The following is a 21,652-nucleotide window of genomic DNA, read 5'->3' on the forward strand; positions in this document are numbered from 1 at the left end:
GTTCGCGGCCGGTTCGGCACCTTTCCGGTTTCGGCATGCATGGGCGACATTGGAGACGATAGAACACGCCTTATGCAACTTTTGACCACACGTCAGTCCCGGATCCGCACAACGGCCTCGACGCCGGCACCTCCCGCACCGCCCGCACCGCCGGCACCGCCCGCACCGGGGGCCGGGTTCCCGGCGATACTCCCCCCTCTGCTCACCGCCCTGCTCACCGCCGCCGTCCTCGTCCTCGCCGGCTGCTCCTCGACGGGCCCGGCCTCCTCCGACGCGAAGCACCCGGGGGGCACGGTCGTCCGGGTGCCGCAGAACTTCCCGACCATCCAGCAGGCCGTGGACGTCGCCCGCGAAGGCGACACCGTCCTGGTCGACCCGGGCACCTACCGCGAGAGCGTCCGGATCGCCAAGCCCCGGATCGTGCTGCGCGGCACCGACCGCAACACGGTGGTCCTCGACGGCGGCGTACGCCTCGTCAACGGCGTCATCGTCACCGGCCCGGGTTCGGTCGTCGAGAACCTCACCGTCCACGGCTACCTCGCCAACGGCGTCCTGTTCACCGGCGTCACCGACGAGAAGCTGCAGCAACACGGCGCCGGCGGCTCCGCCTACGACCCGCTGGACACCACCCGCTTCCCCGTCGTCCAGGGCTTCCGCGCGACCAGCGTCACCGCCTACAACAACGGCCTGTACGGGATCTACGCCTTCGACGCGCGCGGCGGCGTCATCGAGGACTCGTACGCCTCCGGCCAGGCCGACTCCGGCATCTACGTCGGCCAGTGCAAGCCCTGCGACACCCTGGTGCGCGGCAACACCGTCGAACGCAACGCCGTCGGCATCGAACTCACCAACGCCTCCGACGGGCTGACCGTCGTCGGCAACCGCGTCACCGCCAACCGGGTCGGCGTCACCGTCAACTCCAACGACCTCGAAGCCCTCGCCCCGCAGCACGGCGCGGTCATCGCGGGCAACGTCGTCACCGACAACAACGCCGCCGACACCCCCGAACAAGCCGACGGCGGCTACGGCATCGGCATCGGCATCGGTGGCGGCACGGCGAACACGGTGCAGCGCAACCTCGTCCAGGGCAACCGGGCGGTCGGCATCGTCATCACCGACCCGCCCGGCCACCCCGCCGGCGGCAACCGGGTCGAAGGCAACCGCGCCACCGGCAACGGCACCGACCTCGCCATGGCCTCCGCCGACCCGGGCAACTGCTTCACCGGCAACCAGCCCGCCGTCCAGAGCCCCGAGAACCTGGAGACCGTCGCGAGTTGCACCGCCCAGGGCCGCGGCCCCGTACCCGCGGGCCGGACGAGCCCGGTCCAGGCGCCGCCCGGCATCCCGTTCAGCCAGGTGAAGGCCCCGCCCGCCCAGCCGTCCCTGCCCGACCCGACCGCCCCGGGCCGCCCGGCGACCGGCCTCCCGGGGCCCGTCGACCCCGACGCCTACCCGCTCCCGGCCACCGCCGACGCCGTCCCGACGCACTGACCGCACGAGTCCGCACCCGACCGGAGGCCGCCATGCCGCCCGCCGCGCGTCCACTCACCGCGCGTCCGCCCGCCCCGTCGCCCGTCCGCCCGCCGGGCGGCCCGGGGCGGCGGTGGACCCGCGAGGGGGGCAGAGGCGCAGTCAGGACAGTCTCGGACAGCTCCGGACGAGCCCGACTTCCGTGCGGACACGGGCAGTTCCGGACAGCCGGGGCAGTTCGGAATCCGCCCGAACAAGCCTCCGCGGACATGACATACTGCGTCGGTGACCGCAGCAGACCTGGCCGAGAAGCCATCCAAAAGCCGTCCCCAACTCGGCCGGAAATTCACCCTGTTGTGGTCGGCCTCGGCGATCTCCTCGGTCGGCGACGGCATGCGGGACTCGGCCCTGCCGCTGCTGGCCGTGGCCGTCTCGGACTCCCCGAGCGCGGTCTCCGTGGTCTCCGTCGCCGCGTCGCTGCCCTTCCTCCTGATGTCGCTGTACGGCGGGGTGCTCGCCGACCGGGCCGACCGGCGGCGGCTGATGTGGACGATCGACGCCCTGCGCGCCGCCGTCGTCCTCGGCTTCGCCTCCTGGGTCTTCCTCGCCGACCCGCCGCTGGTCGCGCTCGCCGCCCTCGCCTTCCTGCTCGGCTGCGGCGAGACGGTCTTCTCCAACGCCGCCACCTCGGCCGTTCCGGAACTGGTGCGCCCCGACCAGCTCGACGCCGCCAACGGCCGGATGCAGGCCAACATGCTCGTCGGCGGCAACCTGATCGGCCCGCTGCTCGGCTCGGCCCTGTTCGCCGTGGCCGCCGGGTACCCGTTCACGGTGGACGGCATCTCCTTCGCGCTCGCCGCCGCCCTGGTCGCCGCCACCGGCCGCTCCACCGCCGCCCGCGTCCAGGCCGGCCGCCCGGTGCTCACCGAGATCCGCGAGGGCGTCGACTGGCTGTTCCGCCACCGCGAGGTACGGACGCTGGCCGTCCTCTCCACCCTGGGCGCCCTGACCTGCTTCATGGGCACCACGATGATGGTCCTGATGGTCACCAAGGTGGTGCACGCCCCCGCCGCCTCCTACGGCATCGTCCTCGCGGCGGGCGCGATCGGCGGCACCGCCGCGAGCACCCTGGCGGGCCGGCTCAGCCGCCTGCTCAGTCGCGGCACCCGGATCGCGGGCGCCTTCCTGCTGATGGGCGTCTCGCTGATCCTGATGGGGATGAGCACCTCGGTGCTCGAAGTCGCGGCGTTGTACGGCGTGATCGGCTTCGGCATCGTGACCTGGAACATCCAGGCGATCTCGCTGCGCCAGCAGGCCGTGCCCAAGGAGCTGCTCGGCCGGGTCAACAGCTGCTACATGCTGCTGAGTCGCCTCGGCATCATGGCCGGCGCGTCCCTCAGCGGCTGGATCGCCTCCGTGACCAGCATCCGCACGCCCCTGCTCCTCGGCGGCGGCCTGCTCCTGGTCCTGCTGGTCGCCGTGCTGTTCCTGCTGCCGCGGATGACCGCCATGGAGTCGAACCAGGCCCAGGAGCCGAAGGCGCAGGCTGCCTCCCCCGAGGGCGAGTAGCCCCCGGCGCAGCCGGTTCGGGTCGCCTCAGCCTCCGCCCGCGGCGCGGGCCGTGGTCCACGCCGCCTCTCGCAGCAGTGCCGGGCGGCAGAGCGACCCGGCGAAGAGGCGGCCCCACGCACGGCGCGTGGGGCCGCCTCTTCGCGTCCGCCGCCAGACCTCACCCCCCTTGGCCTGTCGCCCCTTGCCCTGCCACTCCTTGGCCTGCCATCCGCCCCCGGCGCAGTGGCGTGGTCGGCGGTGGCCACGAATTAGTTATAGGGGATACAATCATTGCTATGCCTACAACCAATGCACGTCCGGAGTCCGCCAGGCGGGTCCTGCTGATCGGCGCGTCCCGGGGCCTGGGCCTGGCCCTCGCCCAGGAGTGGGTGCGGGGCGGGTGGCAGGTCACCGCCACCGTGCGCGGCACGGACCGCACCCCGCTGCACGAGCTGGCCGACGCCAGCGACGGGCGGATCGAGATCGAGACCGTCGACATCACCGAGCCCGCACAGATCGCGGCGCTCCACGGCCGCCTCGCCGACCGGACGTTCGACCTGCTGTTCGTGAACGCCGGCGTCACCAACCAGCCCGAGGGCACGGTGGCGGAGACCTCGACCGACGAGTTCACCCGGGTGATGGTCACCAACGCGCTCGGCCCGTTGCGCGTCGTGGAGGCCTTCCACCACCGCATCGACCCGGCGGGCACCATCGCGGTGATGTCCTCCGGCCAGGGCAGCGTGACGAACAACGTCAACGGCGGCCACGAGGTGTACCGCGGGAGCAAGGCCGCGCTCAACACCTTCATGCGCAGCTACGCGGCGCGGCACAGCGGCGAGGAGCGGGCCCTCGTCCTGATGGCCCCCGGCTGGGTGCGCACCGACCTCGGTGGCCCGGACGCCCGGCTCGGCATCGACGACAGCATCCCCAACGTGGTGAGGACCCTCGACGCCCTGCGGGGCGAGCCCGGGCTGCACTACGTCGACTACCTCGGCCGGACCGTACCGTGGTAGCCGTCCCGACCGACCCGGTCGTCCGGGCCTGGGCCCTGATGCGGGGGTTCGTCGAGTCCCACAACCGGCACGGCGAACTCGCCGAGGCGCTCGGGTTCCGCCTCGGCGGCGGCCGCGGCAAGCTCCTCTTCCAGCTCCGGGAACGGCCGATGACCCTCAGCGAACTCGCTCAGGCCAACGGCATCGACGCTCCCTACGTGACGCTCATCGTCGACAAACTGGAAACCCAGGGCCTCGTCCAACGCCGACCGCACCCCGACGACCGGCGCCGCAAACTGGTGACGCTCACGGCCGCCGGCCACGACGCCATCACGACCGTCGACGCCATCCTTCTGCGGCCGCCGCCGGCCATCGGCACCCTCCCGGCCGACGACCTCAGGCAGCTCACCGAACTCCTCACCCGCATCCTCGACGCGGACGGGGTCGAGGACCAGTGACCCGCCGGCCCGCACCGGGGGGTGACCACCAAGACCGGAAGGGACGAAGAACAAGGTCACGCCCCGCACCGTAACCCGCGGCACCGTCGCCTCCTGCCTCCTCGGGATCGGCGGCCGCGACCCGTCCGTGTCCGACATCGACCACGAGCGCGGCAGAAACGACCGGACGCGTCGCTCGCTGACGGAGTCGCCGACACCTGACGTCACGTCACATCCGCTCGGCCGAAAGCCCCTTCTGCCGCTCCAGCCTGTCCGGATCACGTCATGCCGGTTCCGGAAGCCCGGATCCCTTGAACGCCGTGGTCATGCCGAATGACGATGGTCATCGCAGGAGTGACCCTCCGACCGGGCCCGTGCCCGGGGTTCGGTGCCCCCTGCCCTCCCCCCGTGGCCTCCATTGCGTCGTCTGACACCCCACAGAACGGCTGGCTTTCGCATGGCGCTCAATGAACGGCACTACCAGTTCTTCTCCGTCCCGGCGCTCGACGAGTCCGTCCTCCGGGAGTTCCCCGCCCTCCCCCTCGACCGGTACTGCGACGGCAAGTTCCGCCACCGCCGGTTCTCGCAGTTCCGGATCGCCCACTCCGCCCACGACGGCTGGCAGTTGGAGCTGCTGCCGCACCGTCCGTTCTGCCAGGCGACGCAGTTCAACGGCGTGACGGGTGGACAGCTGCGGGACTTCGAGCCGCTGCGGATCGACCCCGGGGCGCTGGTGCGGGCGGGCGCGGACGAGGTCCCGCTGGACACCTCCACCGACTGGCAGGTGGACGTGCACCAGTGGCGGATCGTCTCGGACGACAACACCCGGGGAGTCTCGGTGCCGGAAGGGCCGCACCAGGACGGGCACACCTTCAGCGTGATCGCCGTCATCGACCGGTCCAACATCACCGGCGGCGAAACCCAGTTGATGCCGATGGACAGCGACGTGCCGTTCGCCCGGACGGTGCTCCAGCCCGGGCAGGCCGTCGTCCTGGACGACCGGAAGATGCGGCACTACGCGACCGACATCGCCGCGCCGCACGGTCAGGAGGGACACCGCGACCTCTTCCTGCTCGCCTACAACGCCTGGCCGGACCGGCGTTACGGGGAGGCGTACGAGAAGGCCGTACTCGCCGGCACCTGGTAGCCGACCCCAGGAGCCCCCCGAGAGGACGCACGCCATGGCCCACCTTCCGGCCGCCGACGCCGGCCACCCGTCCCCGCATCCGCGCCCGTCCCAATCCCCGTCCCCGCCGCCGTCCCCGTCCCCGTCCCCGCACCTGCCGGAGCACGACCCGGACGATCCCGTCGAGAACGCCGTCATCGCCCGGCTGGCCGGCAACTGGGCCCGGCGGGCCTCGGTGAAGCGGCCCGAACCGGACCTGGACGACCTGTTCGAGCCCGACCGCCCCGACTACCCCGAGCACCTTCTCCCGTTCCGGGACCACCCCTGCTACCTCGCCCTCGACGAGGCGCAGCGGTCCCGGCTGCTCGCCTGGGCCTGGGTGGCGTTCAACAAGAACGTGATGGACAACGAGCAGCGGGTGGTGAACCCGGGCTTCGAGCTGATCGCCCGGGACGCCTTCGGCACCGGACTGTCCGAAACCTCCGTCCTGGCCGCGACCCAGGCCATGGTGGACGAGCAGTACCACACCCTGATGCACCTCAACGCCAGTGCGGTGACCCGCCGTCGGCGCGGCTGGCACCTGCCGGAACGCGAGCTGCCGGTGGCGAGGAAGGCGCGCCGCCACGCCGAGCGGCTGGCCGAGGCGGGGCACCCGTGGCAGCGCGACCTGACCACGCTGGCCTTCACCACGGTGTCCGAGCTGTCCATCAACGCCTACCTCAACCTGATCGCCGAGGACCCGGACGTGCAGCCGGTGAACCGGGCCACCGCGACCCTGCACAACCGCGACGAGTACTGCCACTCCTCGATCTCCAAGGAGGTCGCCAAGGAGGTCTGCTCCGGCCTGGACGCCGAGCGCCGGGCGTACTTCCTGGACGCCGTGAGCGACGGCATGCGGGCGTTCGGCGCCAACGACTTCACCACCTGGCGCCGGGTGGTCCGGGTGGTGGGCGTGGCGGGCGGCGAGCGGATGATGCGCGAGGTCGAGCAGGACCAGGGGCGCACCATGCTCGTCCAGGACTACAGCGCGCTGTACAGCCTCTGCGCCGAACTGGGGGCGCTGGACGAGGTCGACTTCGACTGGGGCGGGGTGACGCTGCGATGACCGCGAACCCCGGACGGGCCACCGGCGCCCGACCGACCACGGGCACCGGACAAGCGCCGATCCCCGACCGCGCTGCCGCCACTCCCGGCGCTCGCCGCGCCGTGAGCGCCCGACGCAGCGCCGTACCCGTCCTGGACGGGGTCTGGCTGCGGCCGGGCAACCCCGGGTACGAGGCGGCGCGCCGGGTCTGGAACGGCATGCACGACCGCCGTCCGGCGCACATCGTCCGCTGCCGCACGGTGGCGGACGTCCGCCGGGCGCTGCGCTTCGCCGCCGAGGCGGGGCACGAGGTGACGGTGCGCGGCGGCGGGCACAACGTGGCGGGGACGGCGGTGGCCGACGACACCGTCATGGTCGACCTCTCGCTGATGCGCGGCGTCGACGTCGACCCGGCCGCCCGGACCGCGCGGGCGCAGGGCGGCTGCCTGCTCGGCGACCTGGACGCGGCGACCGCGCCGCACCGGCTGGTCTGCCCGACCGGGATCATCTCCCGCACCGGCCTGGCGGGGCTCGCCCTCGGCGGCGGGTACGGCTGGCTGAGCCGCCGGTGGGGCCTGACCTGCGACCACGTGCTCGCCGCACAGGTGGTCCTGGCGGACGGCGCGGTGGTGGAGGCGACCGAGCGGGACCACCACGAGCTGCTGTGGGCGCTGCGCGGCGGCGGCGGCAACTTCGGCATCGTCACCCGGTTCACGCTGCGGCTGCGACCGGCCGTGCCGGTGCACCGCCGTACCGGGGTGTACGAACTCGCCGACGCGGAGGAAGTGTTGGCGCACTACCGGGCGTTCGCGGGTGAGCTGTCGGCCGATCTGCACGTGGCCGGCGCGCTCAAGGTCGCGGGCCAGTACGCGGGTTACGAGACCTGGCTGCCCGAGCGGCTGCGCGGACGGCCCGCGCTCTACCTGACGGCGGTGTGGTTCGGCGCTCCCGAGCAGGGCTCGGCCGCCTCCGAGCCGCTGTTCGCCGCGGTGCCGCCGGCCGCCACGGCCAGCGGCGAGGTCGCGTACCGGCAGTTGCAGAGCGGCGGCGACCACGAGCGGCCGAACGGCAACCGCTACTACACCAAGACCCGCTACCTGACCGGCATTCCGGCACCCGCCACCGCGGAGATGGTCGACTCCCTCGCCGTGATGCCCTCGCCGCTGTCCTCGATCAACTTCGAGTACCTGCGCGGCGCGATCGCCGACGTCCCCGACGAGGACAGCGCCTTCCCCAACCGGGACGCGCCGTTCATCCACACCGTCTCCGCGCAGTGGGGAGAGTCGGCGGCGGACGCGGACGCGGAGAACATCGCGTGGACCCGGCGCTCCGTCGAACGGCTCGACCCGTGGAGCCACGCCGGCGGCTACGTCAACTACCTGGTGGACGAGCGCGCCGACAAGGTGCGGGAGGTCTACGGGGACGCGCGCTACCGGCGGCTGGCCGCCGTCAAGGAGGCGTACGACCCGGACAACGTCCTGCACCACAACCAGAACATCCGCCCCGACCAGGGCTTCCAGCCCGACCACGACGTCCGCCCCGACCACGACGTCCACCACAACCCGGACATCCCCGTGACGGTGATTCGGCCGGCCACCCCGGAGTGAGGAGCCTCGGATGCGCATCGCGGTAGTGGACGGCTTCTCGACCTCCCGGCTCCTGGTCCGACAACTCGCCGAGCACGCGGTGGAATGCGTCCACCTGCGCACCCAGCCGGCCTTCCGCGACTCCTACACCCGCGGCTTCGACCCGGGCGCCTACGCCGTCGACCTCGGCCACCTGCCGGAGGACGACGCGGTCGCGGCCCTGCGCCGGCTGGGAGTGGACCAGGTGATCGCGGGCGGCGAGTCGGGGGTGGTCCTCGCGGACACCCTCGGCCACCGCCTCGGCCTGCCCGGCAACGACGTCCGCACCGCACCCGCCCGGCGGGACAAGGCGCGGATGGCGGACCTGCTGCGCGCGGCCGGGCTGGCCGCCCCGTCCGGCACGCTCGCCTCCTCCGCCGACGAGGCGGGCGCCTGGTTCACCGCCAACGGCGGCACGGCCGTCGTGGTCAAACCGCTCGCCAGCGCCGCGACCGACGGCGTGCGGATCTGCGGCACCGCCGCGCAGGTCCGCGAGGCCGCCGAGGACGTCCTCGGCCGGCCGAACTTCATCGGCGCCGCCAACCGGGCGGTGCTCGTCCAGGACTACCTGGAGGGCGACGAGTACATCGTCAACACCGTCTCCCGGGACGGCGTGCACAAGGTCGCCGAAATCCTCAAGTGCGCCAAGAACAAGGGCCCGTACGGCTCTCCGGTGTACGACTACCACGAGCCCGTCCAGCGCTGCGACCCGCAGGCGGAGGAGGTGGTGTCGTACACCAGGGAGGCCGTCACCGCGCTCGGCATCGCCCACGGCGCGGCGCACAGCGAGGTGATGCTCACCCCGTCGGGGCCGGTGCTCATCGAGACCGGCGCGCGACTGATGGGCTCCATCCACCCCTGGGTGCACGAGAAGTACCTCGGCACCTCGCACGTCCACCTGTACGCCCTCGCCCTGACCGACCCGGAGGCGTTCAAGGCCTTCCCCGACGAGGACCTGCGCTGGTCGCAGGAGCTGCGCCAGGTCTACCTGTCCAACCACCGGGCCGGGATCGCCGGTTCGGACGCCTGGCAGGAGCACTACCGCTCGCTGGAGTCCTTCGTGGAACTCAGCGCGCCGCTCGCGCCCGGGCAGGCGGTGCCGCAGACCGTCGACCTGGCCACCGTCCCGGGATACGTCTACCTCGCCGCACCGTCGACGGCGGCGGTCGACCGCGACCGGGCCCGGATCCGGGCGTACGAGGACCAGGGCGTCTACGTCCGCCGGTGACCCGCCGCTCCCCCGCAGGCGCACACCCGCACTCGCACCCGCACCACAGCCACACCTGGGAGAGACGTCCCAGAAGCACGCCTCGAAAGCACCTCTCGGAAGGAAGACCGCCCATGCCCCGGCTGCTGATCGGCAACTGCTTCACCGACGAACTCGCCGGCGACCCGGTGCTGCTGCCGCAGGCGCACCTGAAGACGGCCGCCGCCTCCGCCCAGCTGCTCGTCTGGTTCGCCCGGCCGGACGACATCGTCGTCCTGCCGCAGGAGCCGGAGGAGGAGCTGGTCGACTACATCACCGCCCTGACCGGCACCCCGCGCTCCTCCTTCCAGGTGCTGGTGCCGCCGGCCGGCGCGGCCGGCACCGACCTGCTCACCGCCGACCGGCTGGCGAACCAGGAGTTCCGCGACGACCTCGCCAAAGCGATCGCCGACCGCCCGGTCGAGGACGTGATCCCGTTGACGCCGGAGGCCTCGGTGGTCGAGCTGGGCCGCGCGCTCGGCTTCCTGGACGCCGTGCCGGGCCACGCGTTCGTCGGCCAGGGCGGCGGGATGCTGCTCAACAGCAAGGCGGTCTTCCGGGCCGTGGCGGCCGGTTCGGGGGTGCCGCTGCCGGAGGGCGGGGTGTGCACCAACAAGGTCGACGCCGAGGAGGTCATCGCCGGGCTCTTCGCCAAGGGCTACCCGGCGATGGTCAAGCGCGACTACTCCTGCGGCGGCCTCGGCAACGAGATCGTCAGTCCGGTCGACGGCTACCGCCCGGTCGGCGCCGAGCGGGTGCTGGTGCTCCCCGACCGCGCCGCGATCCGGGCCTACCTGGACGAGCGGTGGGAGTGGGCCACCAACGGCAGCCGCTTCCCGGCGGTCGTCGAGCGCTACGTCCCCGACAGCCGCGGCATCTTCGTGGAGTTCGTCATCACCGACGACGGCCCGGTGTTCTCCGAGCACGGCGAGATGCTGTCCGCGCCGGTCGCCAACGCCCAGGTGATCCCCTCCCCCGGGCTGCCGCCCCGCGCGCTGCCCGAACTGGTGGCCGCCGGCGGCCGGTTGTGCGAGGCGCTGCGGATGATGGGCTTCCGGGGCCAGTTCTGCGCCGACGCCATCGTGACCGGCACCGGCGAGGTGATGTTCACCGAGTACAACGGGCGGATCACCGGCTCCACCCACATCTACACCGTCATCGGCCGCCAGCTGGTCGGGCCGGACTACGCCGACAGCCGGGTGCTCGTCGAGTACTGCAGGTGGCCGGTGCCGTCGTTCCAGGCCGCTGCCGACAAGCTCGCCGAATCCGGCCTGGCCTACGACCGGGACGCGCGCACGGGCGTCGTCCTGGTGAAGGCGTTCAGCCACGCGGACAGCACGGTGCGGTTCTGCGTGATCGCCGAGGACTTCGAGGCCGCCGAGCTCGTCCGCGAGCGGGTCGAGTCCCTGTTCCTGCCCTCCCCGGCGTAACGCCGACCCGACGGAAGGTCAACCATGGTCCAGCTGAACAGCTACGACGAGTGGTCGAGGCTGCGCGAGGTGGTCGTCGGCTCCGCCGAGAACTACACCTCGCACGAGCGTGAGCTCTCCTTCGACCTCTTCCACCACGACAACCTGGTCCGCTCCGAGTGGTACTACCCCCGGCTGACCGCCCCGGGCGCCACCGACGGCCGGAGCGCCACCGACGGACGAAGCGCCGACGGGACGGACGGCGCGGGCCCGGGCACCCGCACCGGCCAGTCGCCGATCAAGCAGCGCTACGTCGACGAGCTCACCGAGGACATCGAGGGGATCGTCGCCACCCTGCGGTCGCTCGGCGTGAAGGTGCTGCGCCCGCTGCCGCTGGACAAGGCCACCGTCGAGGTGCGCACCCCCGCCTGGTCGGCCGCCGTCGTGCCGCCGCTCAACCTGCGCGACAACACGCTGGTCCTCGGCGACGAGATCGTCGAGACGCCGCCGATGATCCGCTCGCGCTACTTCGAGACCCAGCTGCTCACCCCGGTCTTCGCCGAGTACTTCGCCGCCGGCGCCCGCTGGACGGTCATGCCCCGCCCGCTGATGACGGACGCCTCCTTCGACCCGTCCTACGCCCACGGCTCGGTCGGCGGCCCGACCGAGCCGGTCCGCGACGCGCAGCCCTCCCCGTACGACGTCGGCTTCGAGATGATGTTCGACGGCGCGCAGTGCCTGCGGCTCGGCCGCGACGTCGTCGTCAACATCTCCACCGCCAACCACGCCCTGGCCGTCGACTGGCTGGAACGCCACTTCGAGGGCCGGTTCCGCTTCCACCGGGTCCACCGGCTCAGCGACAGCCACATCGACAGCATGGTGCTCGCGCTGCGCCCCGGCACGCTGCTGGTGCGCTCCGAGCAGGTCGCGGAGCTGCTGCCCGAGCCGCTGCGCACCTGGGACCTGATCGTCCCGCCCGTGCCGGAGGTGAACAACTTCCCGCAGTACGAGGACGACGACCTCATCCTCACCAGCAAGTACATCGACCTCAACGTGCTCTCGGTGGACGAGGAGACCGTCCTGGTCAACGCCGCCTGCCCGGAACTGATCCGCACCCTGGAGCGGGCCCGGTTCACCGTCGTGCCGGTGGTGCACCGCCACCGGCGGCTGTTCGGCGGCGGCTTCCACTGCTTCACGCTGGACACCGTGCGCGACGGCGGCCCGGAGGACTACCTCGGATGAGCGACACCCACGACACCTACGACCACGACCGGGTGCTGGAGCGGTTCCACCTGATCGCCAACGGCCCCGCGCTGTTCAACGCCGTGGTGGCCGGCGCGGAACTCGGCGTCTTCGACCACCTGTCGCGGCGCCCCAAGTCCTCCTTCGAGGAGATCCGCGCCGCCCTCGGCCTGCCCGCGCACCAGTTGCGCGTCCTGCTGTTCGCGCTGTGCACCACCGAACTGATCCGGCGCGACGGCGGCGCCTACCTGAACACCCCGGTCGCCGAGGACTTCTTCGCGGCCGGCGGCGAGGACAACTGGCAGGACATCCTGCTCGGCTGGCAGCGGATCTACTACCCGGCCTTCGCCCACCTCACCGAGGCGCTGCGCACCGGCGAGAACACCGCGCTGGCCGCCTACCCCGGTGCCGAACCCACCCTCTACCAGCGGCTGGAGCACCGGCCCGAGCTGCAGGACGTGCTGCACCGCTCGATGACCGCGTTCACCCTGCGGTCGATGAGCGGGATCGTCGACCACCTGGACCTGGCCGGCGTCGACCACGTCCTGGACGTCGGCGGCGGCGACGGCACCACCGCCAAGGCGCTCGCCGCCGCCCACCCCGGCGTCCGGTTCACCGTCTTCGACATGCCGAGCGTCGCCGAGATCGGCACCCGCCGGATGCCCGCCCCGCTCGCCGACCGCGTCACCCTGCACCCCGGCGACATCTTCCTCGACCCGTTCCCGCGCGACGCGCAGTGCGTGCTGTTCAGCCACTGCCTGGAGGTCTTCGACGACGACCAGATCCTGGCCCTGCTGACCAAGGCCTTCGAGGCGCTGCCGCCCGGCGGCAAGGTCGCGGTGTACGGGTACCACGCGGCCGACGAGGAGCAGCGCGGCCTCTACGGCGCCCGGCTCTCGCTCTACCTCAACGTGCTGGCGACCGGGCAGGGGATGTCCTACCCGGCGGACGACTACGAACGCTGGCTCGCCGAGGCCGGGTTCGTCGACGTCGGCACCGTCGCGGACCTGCCGTACGAGCACGGGCTCGTCACGGGCATCCGGCCGTGAGCCCAGCGGAGGGCCGGTCGCAGCGGTGGGGTCGGGAGGGGCTGCCGTGCGCGTCGGCATCGTGATCCTCCCGGAGCAGCGCTGGCCCGAAGCCCGCGAACGGTGGCTGCGCGCCGAGGAGTTCGGCTTCGACCACGCGTGGACGCACGACCACCTGAGCTGGCGGTGGCTGCGCGACGAGCCCTGGTTCGGCTGCCTGCCGACCCTGGCCGCCGCCGCGGCCGTCACCTCGCGGATCGGGCTGGGCACGCTGGTCGCCACGCCGGAGTTCCGCCATCCCGTCCCGTTCGCCAAGGAGGTCATGACGATCGACGACGTCTCCGGCGGCCGGATGGTCTGCGGCCTCGGAGCGGGCGCGGGCGGCTACGACGGGACGGTGCTGACCGGCCGGGAGCGGCCCCCGGCCGAACGCGCGGACCGCTTCGCGGAGTTCCTCCACCTCACCGACCTGCTGCTGCGGCAGCCGGTCACCGACCACACCGGCCGCCACTACGGCGCGCACGGCGCCCGGATGCACCCCGGGTGCGTCCAGCGGCCCCGCGTCCCACTCGCGGTGGCCGCCGGCGGCCACCGGGCGATGCGGCTGGCCGCCGAGTACGCCGACATCTGGATCACCAACGGCACTCCGGGCCGGTTCGACGCGCTCCCGTACCGCGAGGCGCTGCCGCTGCTCGCCCGGCAGCAGGCCGCGCTGGACCGGGCCTGCGCCGAGGCGGGGCGCGACCCGGGGACGCTGCGCCGACTGCTGCACACCGGTGCGACGGTCGGCGGGGTCCTCGACTCCCCGGCGGCCTTCGAGGACGCGGCGGGCCACCTCGCCGACCTGGGCTTCACCGACCTGGTGGTCAACTGGCCCCGGGCGCACCACCCGTACGCCGGGGACACCGCCGTACTGGAGAAGATCGCCGCCGTCCTGCCGGGCAACTCCGCGAGGTGACAGCCGTGTTGACGACCGACGACCTGCACGCCAGCGTGTCCGACCCGCTCCTGGACACGATGAACTTCCTCAACGAGATCACCACGCGCTACCCGGACGCGATCTCCTTCGCGCCGGGGCGCCCGTACGACGGCTTCTTCGACGTCGAGCAGGTCTTCACCCACCTGCGCCGCTACCTGCGCCACCTGGAGGAGACCGGTTCCTCCCCCGGGCAGGTCCGCGACGCGCTGTTCCAGTACGGCCCGACCGCCGGGCGGATCCGGGGCCTGGTCGCCGACTCGCTGCGCAAGGACGAGGGGATCGACGTCCCGCCGGAGGCCGTGGTGGTCACCGTCGGCTGCCAGGAGGCGATGCTGCTGGCGGTGCGCGCACTGCACGCCCGGCCGCAGGACGTGCTGCTGGTGGCCAGCCCCTGCTACGTCGGCGCCGCCGGGGCCGCGCGGGTGCTCGGCGTCGAGACCGCGCCGGTCCACGACCGCGACGGCGGCTTCGACTGCGCCGCGCTGCGGGCCGCGGTGCTCGCCGAACGGGCCCGCGGGCGCCGGCCCCGGGCCTGCTACCTGATCCCGGACCACGCCAACCCGCGCGGCACCACCATGCCGCTCAGCACCCGGCACGAACTACTCGACCTGGCAGAGGAGTTGGACCTACTCATCCTGGAGGACAGCCCCTACCGGATGGTCAGCCCCGGGCCGCGGATCCCCACCCTCAAGGCCCTCGACCGCGACCGGCGGGTGATCCACCTCGGCTCGTACGCCAAGACGCTGTTCCCCGGCGCCCGGGTCGGCTACGCCGTCGCCGACCAGCCGGTGACCGACCGGGCCGGCCGCACCGGGCTGCTGGCCGCCGAACTCACCAAGATCAAGAGCATGGTCACGGTGAACACCTCCCCACTCAGCCAAGCCGTCGTGGCCGGGATGCTGCTCGCCGCGGACGGCCACACCGCCCACCTCAACTCCAAGACCTCCGCGTACTACGGCGACACCATGCGCACCACCCTGCGCCGCCTGGAGGAACGCTTCCCGCCCGAACGCCGCGAAGCCCTCGGCGTGCGCTGGACCCGGCCCGAAGGCGGCTTCTTCCTCGCCCTGGACGTGCCGTTCGCCGCCGACAACGCGGCCCTCGCGCGCTCGGCCCAGCAGTACGGCGTGATCTGGACGCCGCTGTCCTACTTCCATCCGCACGGCGGCGGAACCCATGGCATCCGTCTGTCCACCAGCTACCTCACCGAACACGACATCACCGAAGGGACCGCCCGCCTGGCGCGCTTCATCGAGGCGGAGGCGGAGGCGGTGGCGGAGGCGTCCGGCGGGGGGAGGCCGCTCCGTTGACTCCCGCGACGCGCCGCCGCACACCCCGCACGGCCCGGCATCCACACGCCCCGCCCCACTCGGCTCGCATCCGCAATCCCCGCACGGCCCGTATCCGCAACCCCCGTACACCGCGCGGCACCTGCCGCCGGTGGGGATGGATTTTCCGATGACCCTCAGCACCGTCAGCACCGTCGATGCCGTCGGCGCCGCCGTCGACACGGCGGGCCCCGCACTCCCCACCGACCCGGCCACGCCCGTCCGTTTCCACAGCCGGCCCTCGGTGCTGGCCGGATCCCGCCGTCCGGGCCCCGGCCCCGCCCCCGCCTTCGACACCGCCCCCGGGCCGGCGCGCGCCCCGGCCGCGCCGCGCATCGCCGGCGTCGGCACGGCGGTGACCGCCGACTCGTACACCCAGCACGAACTGCTCGACATCTTCCGGATCGACGACCCGAAGATCCGCTCCGTCTTCCTGAACAGCGCCATCGAACGCCGCCACCTCACCATCCCGCCCCGGGACGAGGACGGCCGCTGCCTGCCCGAGTCCCAGGGTGAACTGCTCGCCAAACACCGCCGACTGGCCGTCGACATGGGCTCGCGGGCCCTGCTCGGCTGCCTCGCCGACGCCGGACTCGGCCTGGCCGACATCGACTACCTGTGCTGCGTGACCACCACCGGCTACCTCACCCCCGGGCTGACCGCCCTGCTGATCCGCGACCTCGGCATCGCCCCGGACTGCCACCGGGTCGACGTCGTCGGCATGGGCTGCAACGCCGGCCTCAACGCCCTCAACGCGGTCTCCGCCTGGGCCGCCGCCCACCCCGGTAAGGTCGCCGTGATGGTCTGCGCCGAGGCCTGCTCGGCCGCGTACGCCTTCGACGACACCATGCGCACCGCCGTCGTGAACAGCCTGTTCGGCGACGGCGCGGCGGCGATCGCGGTGGTCGCCGGCGAGGACGCCGCCCCGGCGGCGAACCCGGCGGCGAATCCGGTCGGGGAGCTGGTCGGCGAGCTGGTCGAGGAGCCGGCGGGGGAGCCGGCCTCGCCCGGCCCGCGGATCCTCTCGTTCGCCAGCCACATCATCACCGACGCGCTGGGCGCCATGCGCTACGACTGGGACGATGACCAGATCCGGTTCAGCTTCTTCCTCGACCCCGAGATCCCGTACGTGGTCGGCGCCCACGCCGAGCGGGTCGTGGACGGCCTGCTCTCCGGCGCGGGCCTGCGGCGCAGCGACATCGCCCAGTGGCTGGTCCACTCCGGCGGCAAGAAGGTCATCGACGCCGTCCGGCTGAACCTCGGCCTCACCCGGCACGACGTCCGCCACACCACGGGCGTCCTGCGGGACTACGGCAACCTCTCCAGCGGCTCCTTCCTGTTCTCGTACGAGCGCCTGCTGCGCGAACGGGTCGTCCGACCCGGGGAGCACGGCGTGCTGATGACGATGGGCCCGGGCTCGACGATCGAGACGGCGCTGGTGCAGTGGTGACGAACGGGGCAGGAACGGGGACGGCCATGGCGACCGGCAGGGCGATGGGAATCGAGATGGGAACGGAGATGGACGACATGGCCGGGACGGACGTGGTGACCCTCGCGATCGACGGCACGGAGCCACTGTCGGCGGCCTCGGTGACCGCCGTCGCCCAGGCCTGCGACCGGGTCGAACGCAGCCCCGGCGCCCGGCTGGTGCTGCGCCTCGGTGGCACGCCCGGGCCGGGCTGGACGGACGGTCTGACGGTCGGCCTGGTGAGCAAGTGGGAGCGCGGCCTGCGGCTGCTGGAACGGCTGCCCGCCCTCACCGTCGCCGTGGCGGACGGCGACTGCGGCGGCACCGCCCTCGACGCCCTGCTCGCCGCCGACTACCGGATCGCCACCACCACCGCCCGACTGGTGGTGCCGGTGACCACCGGCGGCGCGAGCGGCACCTGGCCGGGCATGGCCCTGTACCGGCTCGCACGCCAGGGCGCGGGCGTCGCCACCGTGCGCCGGGCGCTGCTCTTCGGAGAACCGATCGACGCGTTCCGAGCCCGGTCGGTGCAGCTGATCGACGAGGTCTCCGACGACGTGCCCGGTGCGCTGTCGGCCGCCGCGGAGCGGCTCGGGGCACTGTCCGGGGCTTCGTTCGGGGCCACGTCCGGCGCCGAACTGGCCATCCGGCGCCAGCTGATGTTCGACGCGGGCACCACCGCCTTCGAGGAGGCGCTCGGCGTGCACCTGGCCGCCTGCGACCGGGTGCTGCGCCGCACGGCCTCCAAGGGGACGGCATGAGCTCCCGCGAAGCCGCCCGGGGCGAACCCGCCGCCGTCCGGGGCGAACTCGCGGCCGTAAGGGGCGAACTCGCCGCCGCCCGCAAGGCGCTCGCCCTCGCTGCCGAACGCTGCGAGGCGCGCCTCACCGTCCTGGCCCCGCCCGGCCGCCGCTCCCCCGCCGAACGCGCCGCCGCGGCCGAAGCGCACGACGAGGCCCGCGTCCTGCGCCACGCCTTCCTGACGACCCACGTCGACGCCGTCTACGACGAGCTGACCACCGGCCGTACGGAACACCTGCGGATCGCCGAACTCGCCGCCGCCGCGGCCCTCGCCTTCCCCGGCCTGGTGCCCGGCGCCGACGAGCTGGCGGCCGAACACGCCCGGCCGCAGGCCCAGAAGGAGGGCCGGGAGATCGACCAGGGCCTGTTCTTCCGCCACGTCCTGTCATCGCCCACGGCCGGCCCGCACCTGCTCGACGCCATGCTGCGCCCGACCGGCCGCGCCCTGGCCCTGCTGCCGGAGTTCACCGCCGACGGCCGCGCCGACCTCGGCTCCGTCCGGATCGAGCGCACCGACGGCGCGGCCCGGCTCACCATGGTCCGGGAGGACTGCCTCAACGCCGAGGACCCCCGGCAGGTCGAGGACCTGGAGACCGCCGTCGACCTCGCCCTGCTCGACCCCGGCACCGAGGTCGGCCTGCTGCGCGGCGGCGTCATGAGCCATCCGCGCTACGCGGGCCGGCGGGTGTTCAGCGCGGGCATCAACCTCAAGAGCCTGCACGGCGGCGGCATCCCGCTGGTCGACTTCCTGCTGCGACGCGAACTGGGCTACATCCACAAGCTGATCCGCGGCGTGCTCCCCGACGACTCCGGCGGCACCGGCGGCGACCCCGCCGGCGGCTCCGGCAACGGCTCCGGCAACGGCTTCGGCAACGGCTTCGGCGGCGGGCCGCGCTGGGACCGGCGAACGGTGGAGAAGCCGTGGGTCGCCGCCGTGGACACCTTCGCGATCGGCGGCGGGGCGCAGCTGCTCCTGGTGTTCGACCACGTGATCGCCGCCGCCGACGCGTTCTTCAGCGTGCCCGCCGCGCAGGAGGGCATCGTGCCGGGTGCGGCCAACTTCCGCCTCGGCCGGGCGATGGGGGCCCGGCAGTCCCGCTCGCTGGTGCTCGGCGGCCGCCGCATCCGGGCCGCCGAACCGGACGCCCGACTGCTGGCCGACGAGGTGGTCGAGCCCGAGGAGGTGGACGCGGCGGTCGAGCGGGCGCTGCGGGCCCTCCGCGGCCCGGCGGTGCTCACCAACCGGCGGATGCTCAACCTGGCGGAGGAACCGGAGGACGCGTTCCGCCGGTACATGGCCGAGTTCGCCCTGCAGCAGGCGCTGCGGCTGTTCGACGCGGACGTCCTGGCGAAGGTCGGACGCTTCTCGGCCCGGCCGGGAGCGGCATGACCGAGCCGACGGCGGCCAAGCGGGCAGGCGACGAGCGCCCGCGCGTGCACTACCGCAAGGACGGGCACGTCGCCCGGGTCACGATCGACCGGCCGGAGGTCCTCAACGCGATGGACCTGCGCACCCACGCCGAGTTGGCACAGGTGTGGGACGACGTCCAGGCCGACGACCGGATCCGGGTGGCCGTGCTGACCGGCGCGGGCGACCGGGCCTTCTCCGTCGGCCAGGACCTGCGCGAGCGGGCCCGGCTGGACGCGGACGGCACGCCGCGCACCTCCTTCGGCAGCCGCGGCCTGCCCGGCTACCCCCGGCTGACCGAGCGCTTCGGCCTGGTCAAGCCGGTGATCGCCCGGGTGGACGGCTACGCGCTCGGCGGCGGTTTCGAACTCGCCCTCGCCTGCGACCTGGTGATTGCCTCCGAGCGCGCGGTCTTCGCGCTGCCGGAGGCGGGCCTGGGGCTGATGCCGGGCGCGGGCGGCGTCTTCCGGCTGGTCCGCCAGCTGCCGTTGAAGGCCGCGATGGGCCATCTGCTGACCGGCCGGCGGCTGGACGCCGCCACCGCGCTGCGGTTCGGCCTGGTCAACGAGGTCGCGCCGGCCGACGAACTCGACGACCGGACCGAGGCGTGGGTACGGGACGTGCTGCGCGGCGCGCCGCTGTCCCTCTACGCGATCAAGGAGGCGGCCCTGGCCTCCCTGGACATGCCGCTCGCGGAGGCCTTCGGTACGCGCTTCGGGTGGGAGGAGCGGCGCCGAAGCAGCCAGGACGCCGTCGAGGGCCCCCGCGCCTTCGCAGAGAAACGGGAGCCCCGCTGGACCGGGCTGCCCGCCGACAGCCCGGCCCGGCAAGCCCCGGGGCCGGAACCCCGAGGCCTGACGGCCCGCTAGTCGTCGGCGAGCGCCGGTTGCTGCGCCGCCGACGACTGCGCGGCGGTCGCTTGCCCCGTTCCGTCCGGTTCACTCCTCTTCGTGCCGGAAGGCTCCGAATCCGCCGCCGGATCCGCCGCCGACGCCGCCGACGCCGCCCCGGACGGTTCGCCCTTCCGGTCCGTCATCCGGTAGCGGGTGAACTCGGGCACCGCCTTCGCCAGCGCCAGCGCGCCGATCACACAGGCCACCCCGCCCGACACCGCCGCCACGGCCGGCCCGAAGGCCGCCGACACCAGGCCCGCCCGCACGTCGCCGAGCCGGGGGCCGCCGGCGCCCACCACCGTGAGCACCCCGGAGGTCCGGCCGCGCAGCTCGTCCGGAGTCTCGTGCTGCAGGATCGAGGACCGCTCGACCGCGCTCACCGTGTCGGCGTAGCCGGCGACCGCCAGCAGCAGCATGGCCAGCCAGAGCGATCCGGCCAGCCCGAGCGCCCCGAGCGAGACCCCCCACGCGAACACGGCCAGCAGCGCGGCCCGCCCGAGCCGGCCGACCTTCGGCATCCAGCCGCCGAACATCGAGCCCAGGAACGCCCCGCTCGCCAGCGCCGCCGAAAGGTACCCGGCCAGCTCCGGCCCGCCGTGGAAACGCTCCACCGCGAGGATCGGGAACAGCGCCGTCGGCATCGCGAAGACCGTCGAGTTGAGGTCCAGGACGTAGCACATCCACAGCACCGGCCGGGACTTGAGGTACCGGATGCCCTCGACCACCGAGGACAGGTCGGCGCGCCGCCCGCCGCCCTCCGGCAGCACCGACGGCAGCCCGGCGATGAACGTGATGGCGAGCAGGAAGCACGCCACGTCCACCGCGTACGCGGCGCCGTACCCGCCGAGCGAGACCGTCGCGCCGGCCGCCAGCGGACCGCCGACGATGCCCACGGTGAACACCAGCAGCAGCAGGGCGTTGGCGGCGGGCAGGTCCTCCGGGTCGACCAGCCGGGGCAGCAGCGCCCGCCGGGTGGGCAGGTCGATCGCGAAGAACGCCGCCTGCACGGTGACGCAGGTGTACAGGAGCCAGAGGCTGTCGACGTGCGCCAGCGCCTGGGCCGTCAACGCCACGCTGACCGCCGCCGAACCGGTGGAGGTGATCAGGATCAGCCGGCGCCGGTCCATCGAGTCGGCGATCGCCCCGCCGTAGATGCCGAAGACGACGATCGGCAGCAGGGCGGCGAGGCCGACCAGCCCGAGCGCGACGGGCGAACGGGAGACCGAGTACACCTGCCAGGGCACCGCGACCTGGGTGACCTGGCTGCCCACCATGGTCAGGCACTGGCCGACGAACAGTCTCCGGAAGCCTGGGGACCGCCGCAGCGGTGTGACGTCGGCGAGCAGTTCCTTCATGGGCCCTTCCCCTGTGGAGAGTCGTGTACGCCGCGCCGGGATCGCACGCGGGCGCCGACCAGTCTCGGCCGTACGGCGGGAGGGCACATCGGAAGATCACGTCGTGTCGGGCGGAGGCCGGCGAGACGGGGTAAGGGGCAGGTAAGGGGACGTTCGCACACTCGTCCTGGACGGTCGTCCGGGACGGACGTCCCGGACGGTCGTCCCGGA

General features: G+C 73.2%; 18 protein-coding genes. 17 read left to right on the forward strand and 1 reads right to left on the reverse strand.

The genetic code is table 11. The features are described 5' to 3' along the window. The first annotated feature begins 81 nt into the window (after positions 1-81). The 17 genes from AC0B61_RS22175 to dpgD all read left to right on the forward strand — a co-directional run bounded on the left by AC0B61_RS22175 (position 82) and on the right by dpgD (position 20,063). Complete coding sequence (locus AC0B61_RS22175; protein WP_471742449.1) at positions 82-1,491, forward strand: right-handed parallel beta-helix repeat-containing protein; 1,410 nt, start codon at positions 82-84, stop codon at positions 1,489-1,491. A 264-nt stretch (positions 1,492-1,755) separates the two neighbouring features. After that, positions 1,756-3,039 carry an MFS transporter gene (locus tag AC0B61_RS22180; RefSeq protein ID WP_471742450.1) on the forward strand — a complete coding sequence of 428 codons (1,284 nt, stop codon included), beginning with the start codon at positions 1,756-1,758 and terminating at the stop codon, positions 3,037-3,039. A 278-nt stretch (positions 3,040-3,317) separates the two neighbouring features. Further along, the gene (locus AC0B61_RS22185) at positions 3,318-4,034 is read left to right on the forward strand and encodes an SDR family NAD(P)-dependent oxidoreductase (protein WP_471742451.1); all 717 of its coding nucleotides are present in this window, start codon (positions 3,318-3,320) and stop codon (positions 4,032-4,034) included. Next, entirely contained in the window at positions 4,028-4,471 is a 444-nt protein-coding gene (locus AC0B61_RS22190) for a MarR family winged helix-turn-helix transcriptional regulator (protein WP_471742452.1), read from the forward strand. Before AC0B61_RS22185 ends, AC0B61_RS22190 begins: the two co-directional genes overlap by 7 nt. 436 nt (positions 4,472-4,907) lie before the next feature. Continuing rightward, complete coding sequence (locus tag AC0B61_RS22195) at positions 4,908-5,597, forward strand: 2OG-Fe dioxygenase family protein (protein ID WP_471742453.1); 690 nt, start codon at positions 4,908-4,910, stop codon at positions 5,595-5,597. A 34-nt stretch (positions 5,598-5,631) separates the two neighbouring features. Beyond that, positions 5,632-6,681: an AurF N-oxygenase family protein gene (locus AC0B61_RS22200; RefSeq protein ID WP_471742454.1), complete on the forward strand. Its 1,050-nt coding sequence runs from the start codon at positions 5,632-5,634 to the stop codon at positions 6,679-6,681. Beyond that, a complete protein-coding gene (locus AC0B61_RS22205) occupies positions 6,678-8,267 on the forward strand; it encodes an FAD-binding oxidoreductase (RefSeq protein WP_471742455.1) in 1,590 nt (529 codons plus the stop codon). The genes AC0B61_RS22200 and AC0B61_RS22205 overlap by 4 nt, the downstream gene beginning before the upstream one ends. A gap of 10 nt (positions 8,268-8,277) precedes the next feature. Continuing rightward, positions 8,278-9,513, forward strand: a complete 1,236-nt coding sequence (locus tag AC0B61_RS22210; RefSeq protein ID WP_471742456.1) for an ATP-grasp domain-containing protein — start codon at positions 8,278-8,280, stop codon at positions 9,511-9,513. Between the two features lie 113 nt (positions 9,514-9,626). Continuing rightward, positions 9,627-10,961, forward strand: coding sequence for a preATP grasp domain-containing protein (locus AC0B61_RS22215; protein WP_471742457.1), 1,335 nt, complete (start codon positions 9,627-9,629; stop codon positions 10,959-10,961). Between the two features lie 24 nt (positions 10,962-10,985). After that, positions 10,986-12,182, forward strand: a complete 1,197-nt coding sequence (locus AC0B61_RS22220; protein WP_471742458.1) for a glycine amidinotransferase — start codon at positions 10,986-10,988, stop codon at positions 12,180-12,182. Then, the gene (locus AC0B61_RS22225; RefSeq protein ID WP_471742459.1) at positions 12,179-13,231 is read left to right on the forward strand and encodes a methyltransferase; all 1,053 of its coding nucleotides are present in this window, start codon (positions 12,179-12,181) and stop codon (positions 13,229-13,231) included. The genes AC0B61_RS22220 and AC0B61_RS22225 overlap by 4 nt, the downstream gene beginning before the upstream one ends. 46 nt (positions 13,232-13,277) lie before the next feature. Further along, complete coding sequence (locus AC0B61_RS22230; RefSeq protein WP_471742460.1) at positions 13,278-14,168, forward strand: LLM class flavin-dependent oxidoreductase; 891 nt, start codon at positions 13,278-13,280, stop codon at positions 14,166-14,168. A gap of 59 nt (positions 14,169-14,227) precedes the next feature. Next, entirely contained in the window at positions 14,228-15,499 is a 1,272-nt protein-coding gene (locus tag AC0B61_RS22235; RefSeq protein ID WP_471742587.1) for an aminotransferase-like domain-containing protein, read from the forward strand. A 148-nt stretch (positions 15,500-15,647) separates the two neighbouring features. Next, positions 15,648-16,967 carry a 3,5-dihydroxyphenylacetyl-CoA synthase DpgA gene (gene dpgA / locus AC0B61_RS22240; RefSeq protein WP_471742461.1) on the forward strand — a complete coding sequence of 440 codons (1,320 nt, stop codon included), beginning with the start codon at positions 15,648-15,650 and terminating at the stop codon, positions 16,965-16,967. 26 nt (positions 16,968-16,993) lie between these two features. Further along, entirely contained in the window at positions 16,994-17,746 is a 753-nt protein-coding gene (gene dpgB / locus AC0B61_RS22245) for an enoyl-CoA-hydratase DpgB (protein ID WP_471742462.1), read from the forward strand. Continuing rightward, entirely contained in the window at positions 17,743-19,176 is a 1,434-nt protein-coding gene (locus AC0B61_RS22250) for an enoyl-CoA hydratase/isomerase family protein (RefSeq protein ID WP_471742463.1), read from the forward strand. Before dpgB ends, AC0B61_RS22250 begins: the two co-directional genes overlap by 4 nt. After that, the gene (dpgD, locus tag AC0B61_RS22255) at positions 19,173-20,063 is read left to right on the forward strand and encodes an enoyl-CoA-hydratase DpgD (protein ID WP_471742464.1); all 891 of its coding nucleotides are present in this window, start codon (positions 19,173-19,175) and stop codon (positions 20,061-20,063) included. Before AC0B61_RS22250 ends, dpgD begins: the two co-directional genes overlap by 4 nt. Here the strand turns inward: dpgD and AC0B61_RS22260 are convergent. Further along, positions 20,060-21,442 (reverse strand): MFS transporter, encoded by a 1,383-nt coding sequence (locus tag AC0B61_RS22260; protein WP_471742465.1) that lies wholly within the window; start codon positions 21,440-21,442, stop codon positions 20,060-20,062. The genes dpgD and AC0B61_RS22260 overlap by 4 nt on opposite strands. Between the last annotated feature and the right edge of the window lie 210 nt (positions 21,443-21,652).

The organism is Kitasatospora sp. NPDC023385 (assembly GCF_055664045.1).

Coding starts and splice junctions, on each gene's coding strand:
- AC0B61_RS22185 (WP_471742451.1), top strand. CDS start 3,318: ATGCCTACAACCAATGCACGTCCGGAGTCCGCCAGGCGGGTCCTGCTG.
- AC0B61_RS22195 (WP_471742453.1), top strand. CDS start 4,908: ATGGCGCTCAATGAACGGCACTACCAGTTCTTCTCCGTCCCGGCGCTC.
- AC0B61_RS22200 (WP_471742454.1), top strand. CDS start 5,632: ATGGCCCACCTTCCGGCCGCCGACGCCGGCCACCCGTCCCCGCATCCG.
- AC0B61_RS22205 (WP_471742455.1), top strand. CDS start 6,678: ATGACCGCGAACCCCGGACGGGCCACCGGCGCCCGACCGACCACGGGC.
- AC0B61_RS22210 (WP_471742456.1), top strand. CDS start 8,278: ATGCGCATCGCGGTAGTGGACGGCTTCTCGACCTCCCGGCTCCTGGTC.
- AC0B61_RS22215 (WP_471742457.1), top strand. CDS start 9,627: ATGCCCCGGCTGCTGATCGGCAACTGCTTCACCGACGAACTCGCCGGC.
- AC0B61_RS22220 (WP_471742458.1), top strand. CDS start 10,986: ATGGTCCAGCTGAACAGCTACGACGAGTGGTCGAGGCTGCGCGAGGTG.
- AC0B61_RS22225 (WP_471742459.1), top strand. CDS start 12,179: ATGAGCGACACCCACGACACCTACGACCACGACCGGGTGCTGGAGCGG.
- AC0B61_RS22235 (WP_471742587.1), top strand. CDS start 14,228: ATGAACTTCCTCAACGAGATCACCACGCGCTACCCGGACGCGATCTCC.
- dpgA (WP_471742461.1), top strand. CDS start 15,648: ATGACCCTCAGCACCGTCAGCACCGTCGATGCCGTCGGCGCCGCCGTC.
- dpgB (WP_471742462.1), top strand. CDS start 16,994: ATGGCGACCGGCAGGGCGATGGGAATCGAGATGGGAACGGAGATGGAC.
- AC0B61_RS22250 (WP_471742463.1), top strand. CDS start 17,743: ATGAGCTCCCGCGAAGCCGCCCGGGGCGAACCCGCCGCCGTCCGGGGC.
- dpgD (WP_471742464.1), top strand. CDS start 19,173: ATGACCGAGCCGACGGCGGCCAAGCGGGCAGGCGACGAGCGCCCGCGC.
- AC0B61_RS22260 (WP_471742465.1), bottom strand. CDS start 21,442: ATGAAGGAACTGCTCGCCGACGTCACACCGCTGCGGCGGTCCCCAGGC.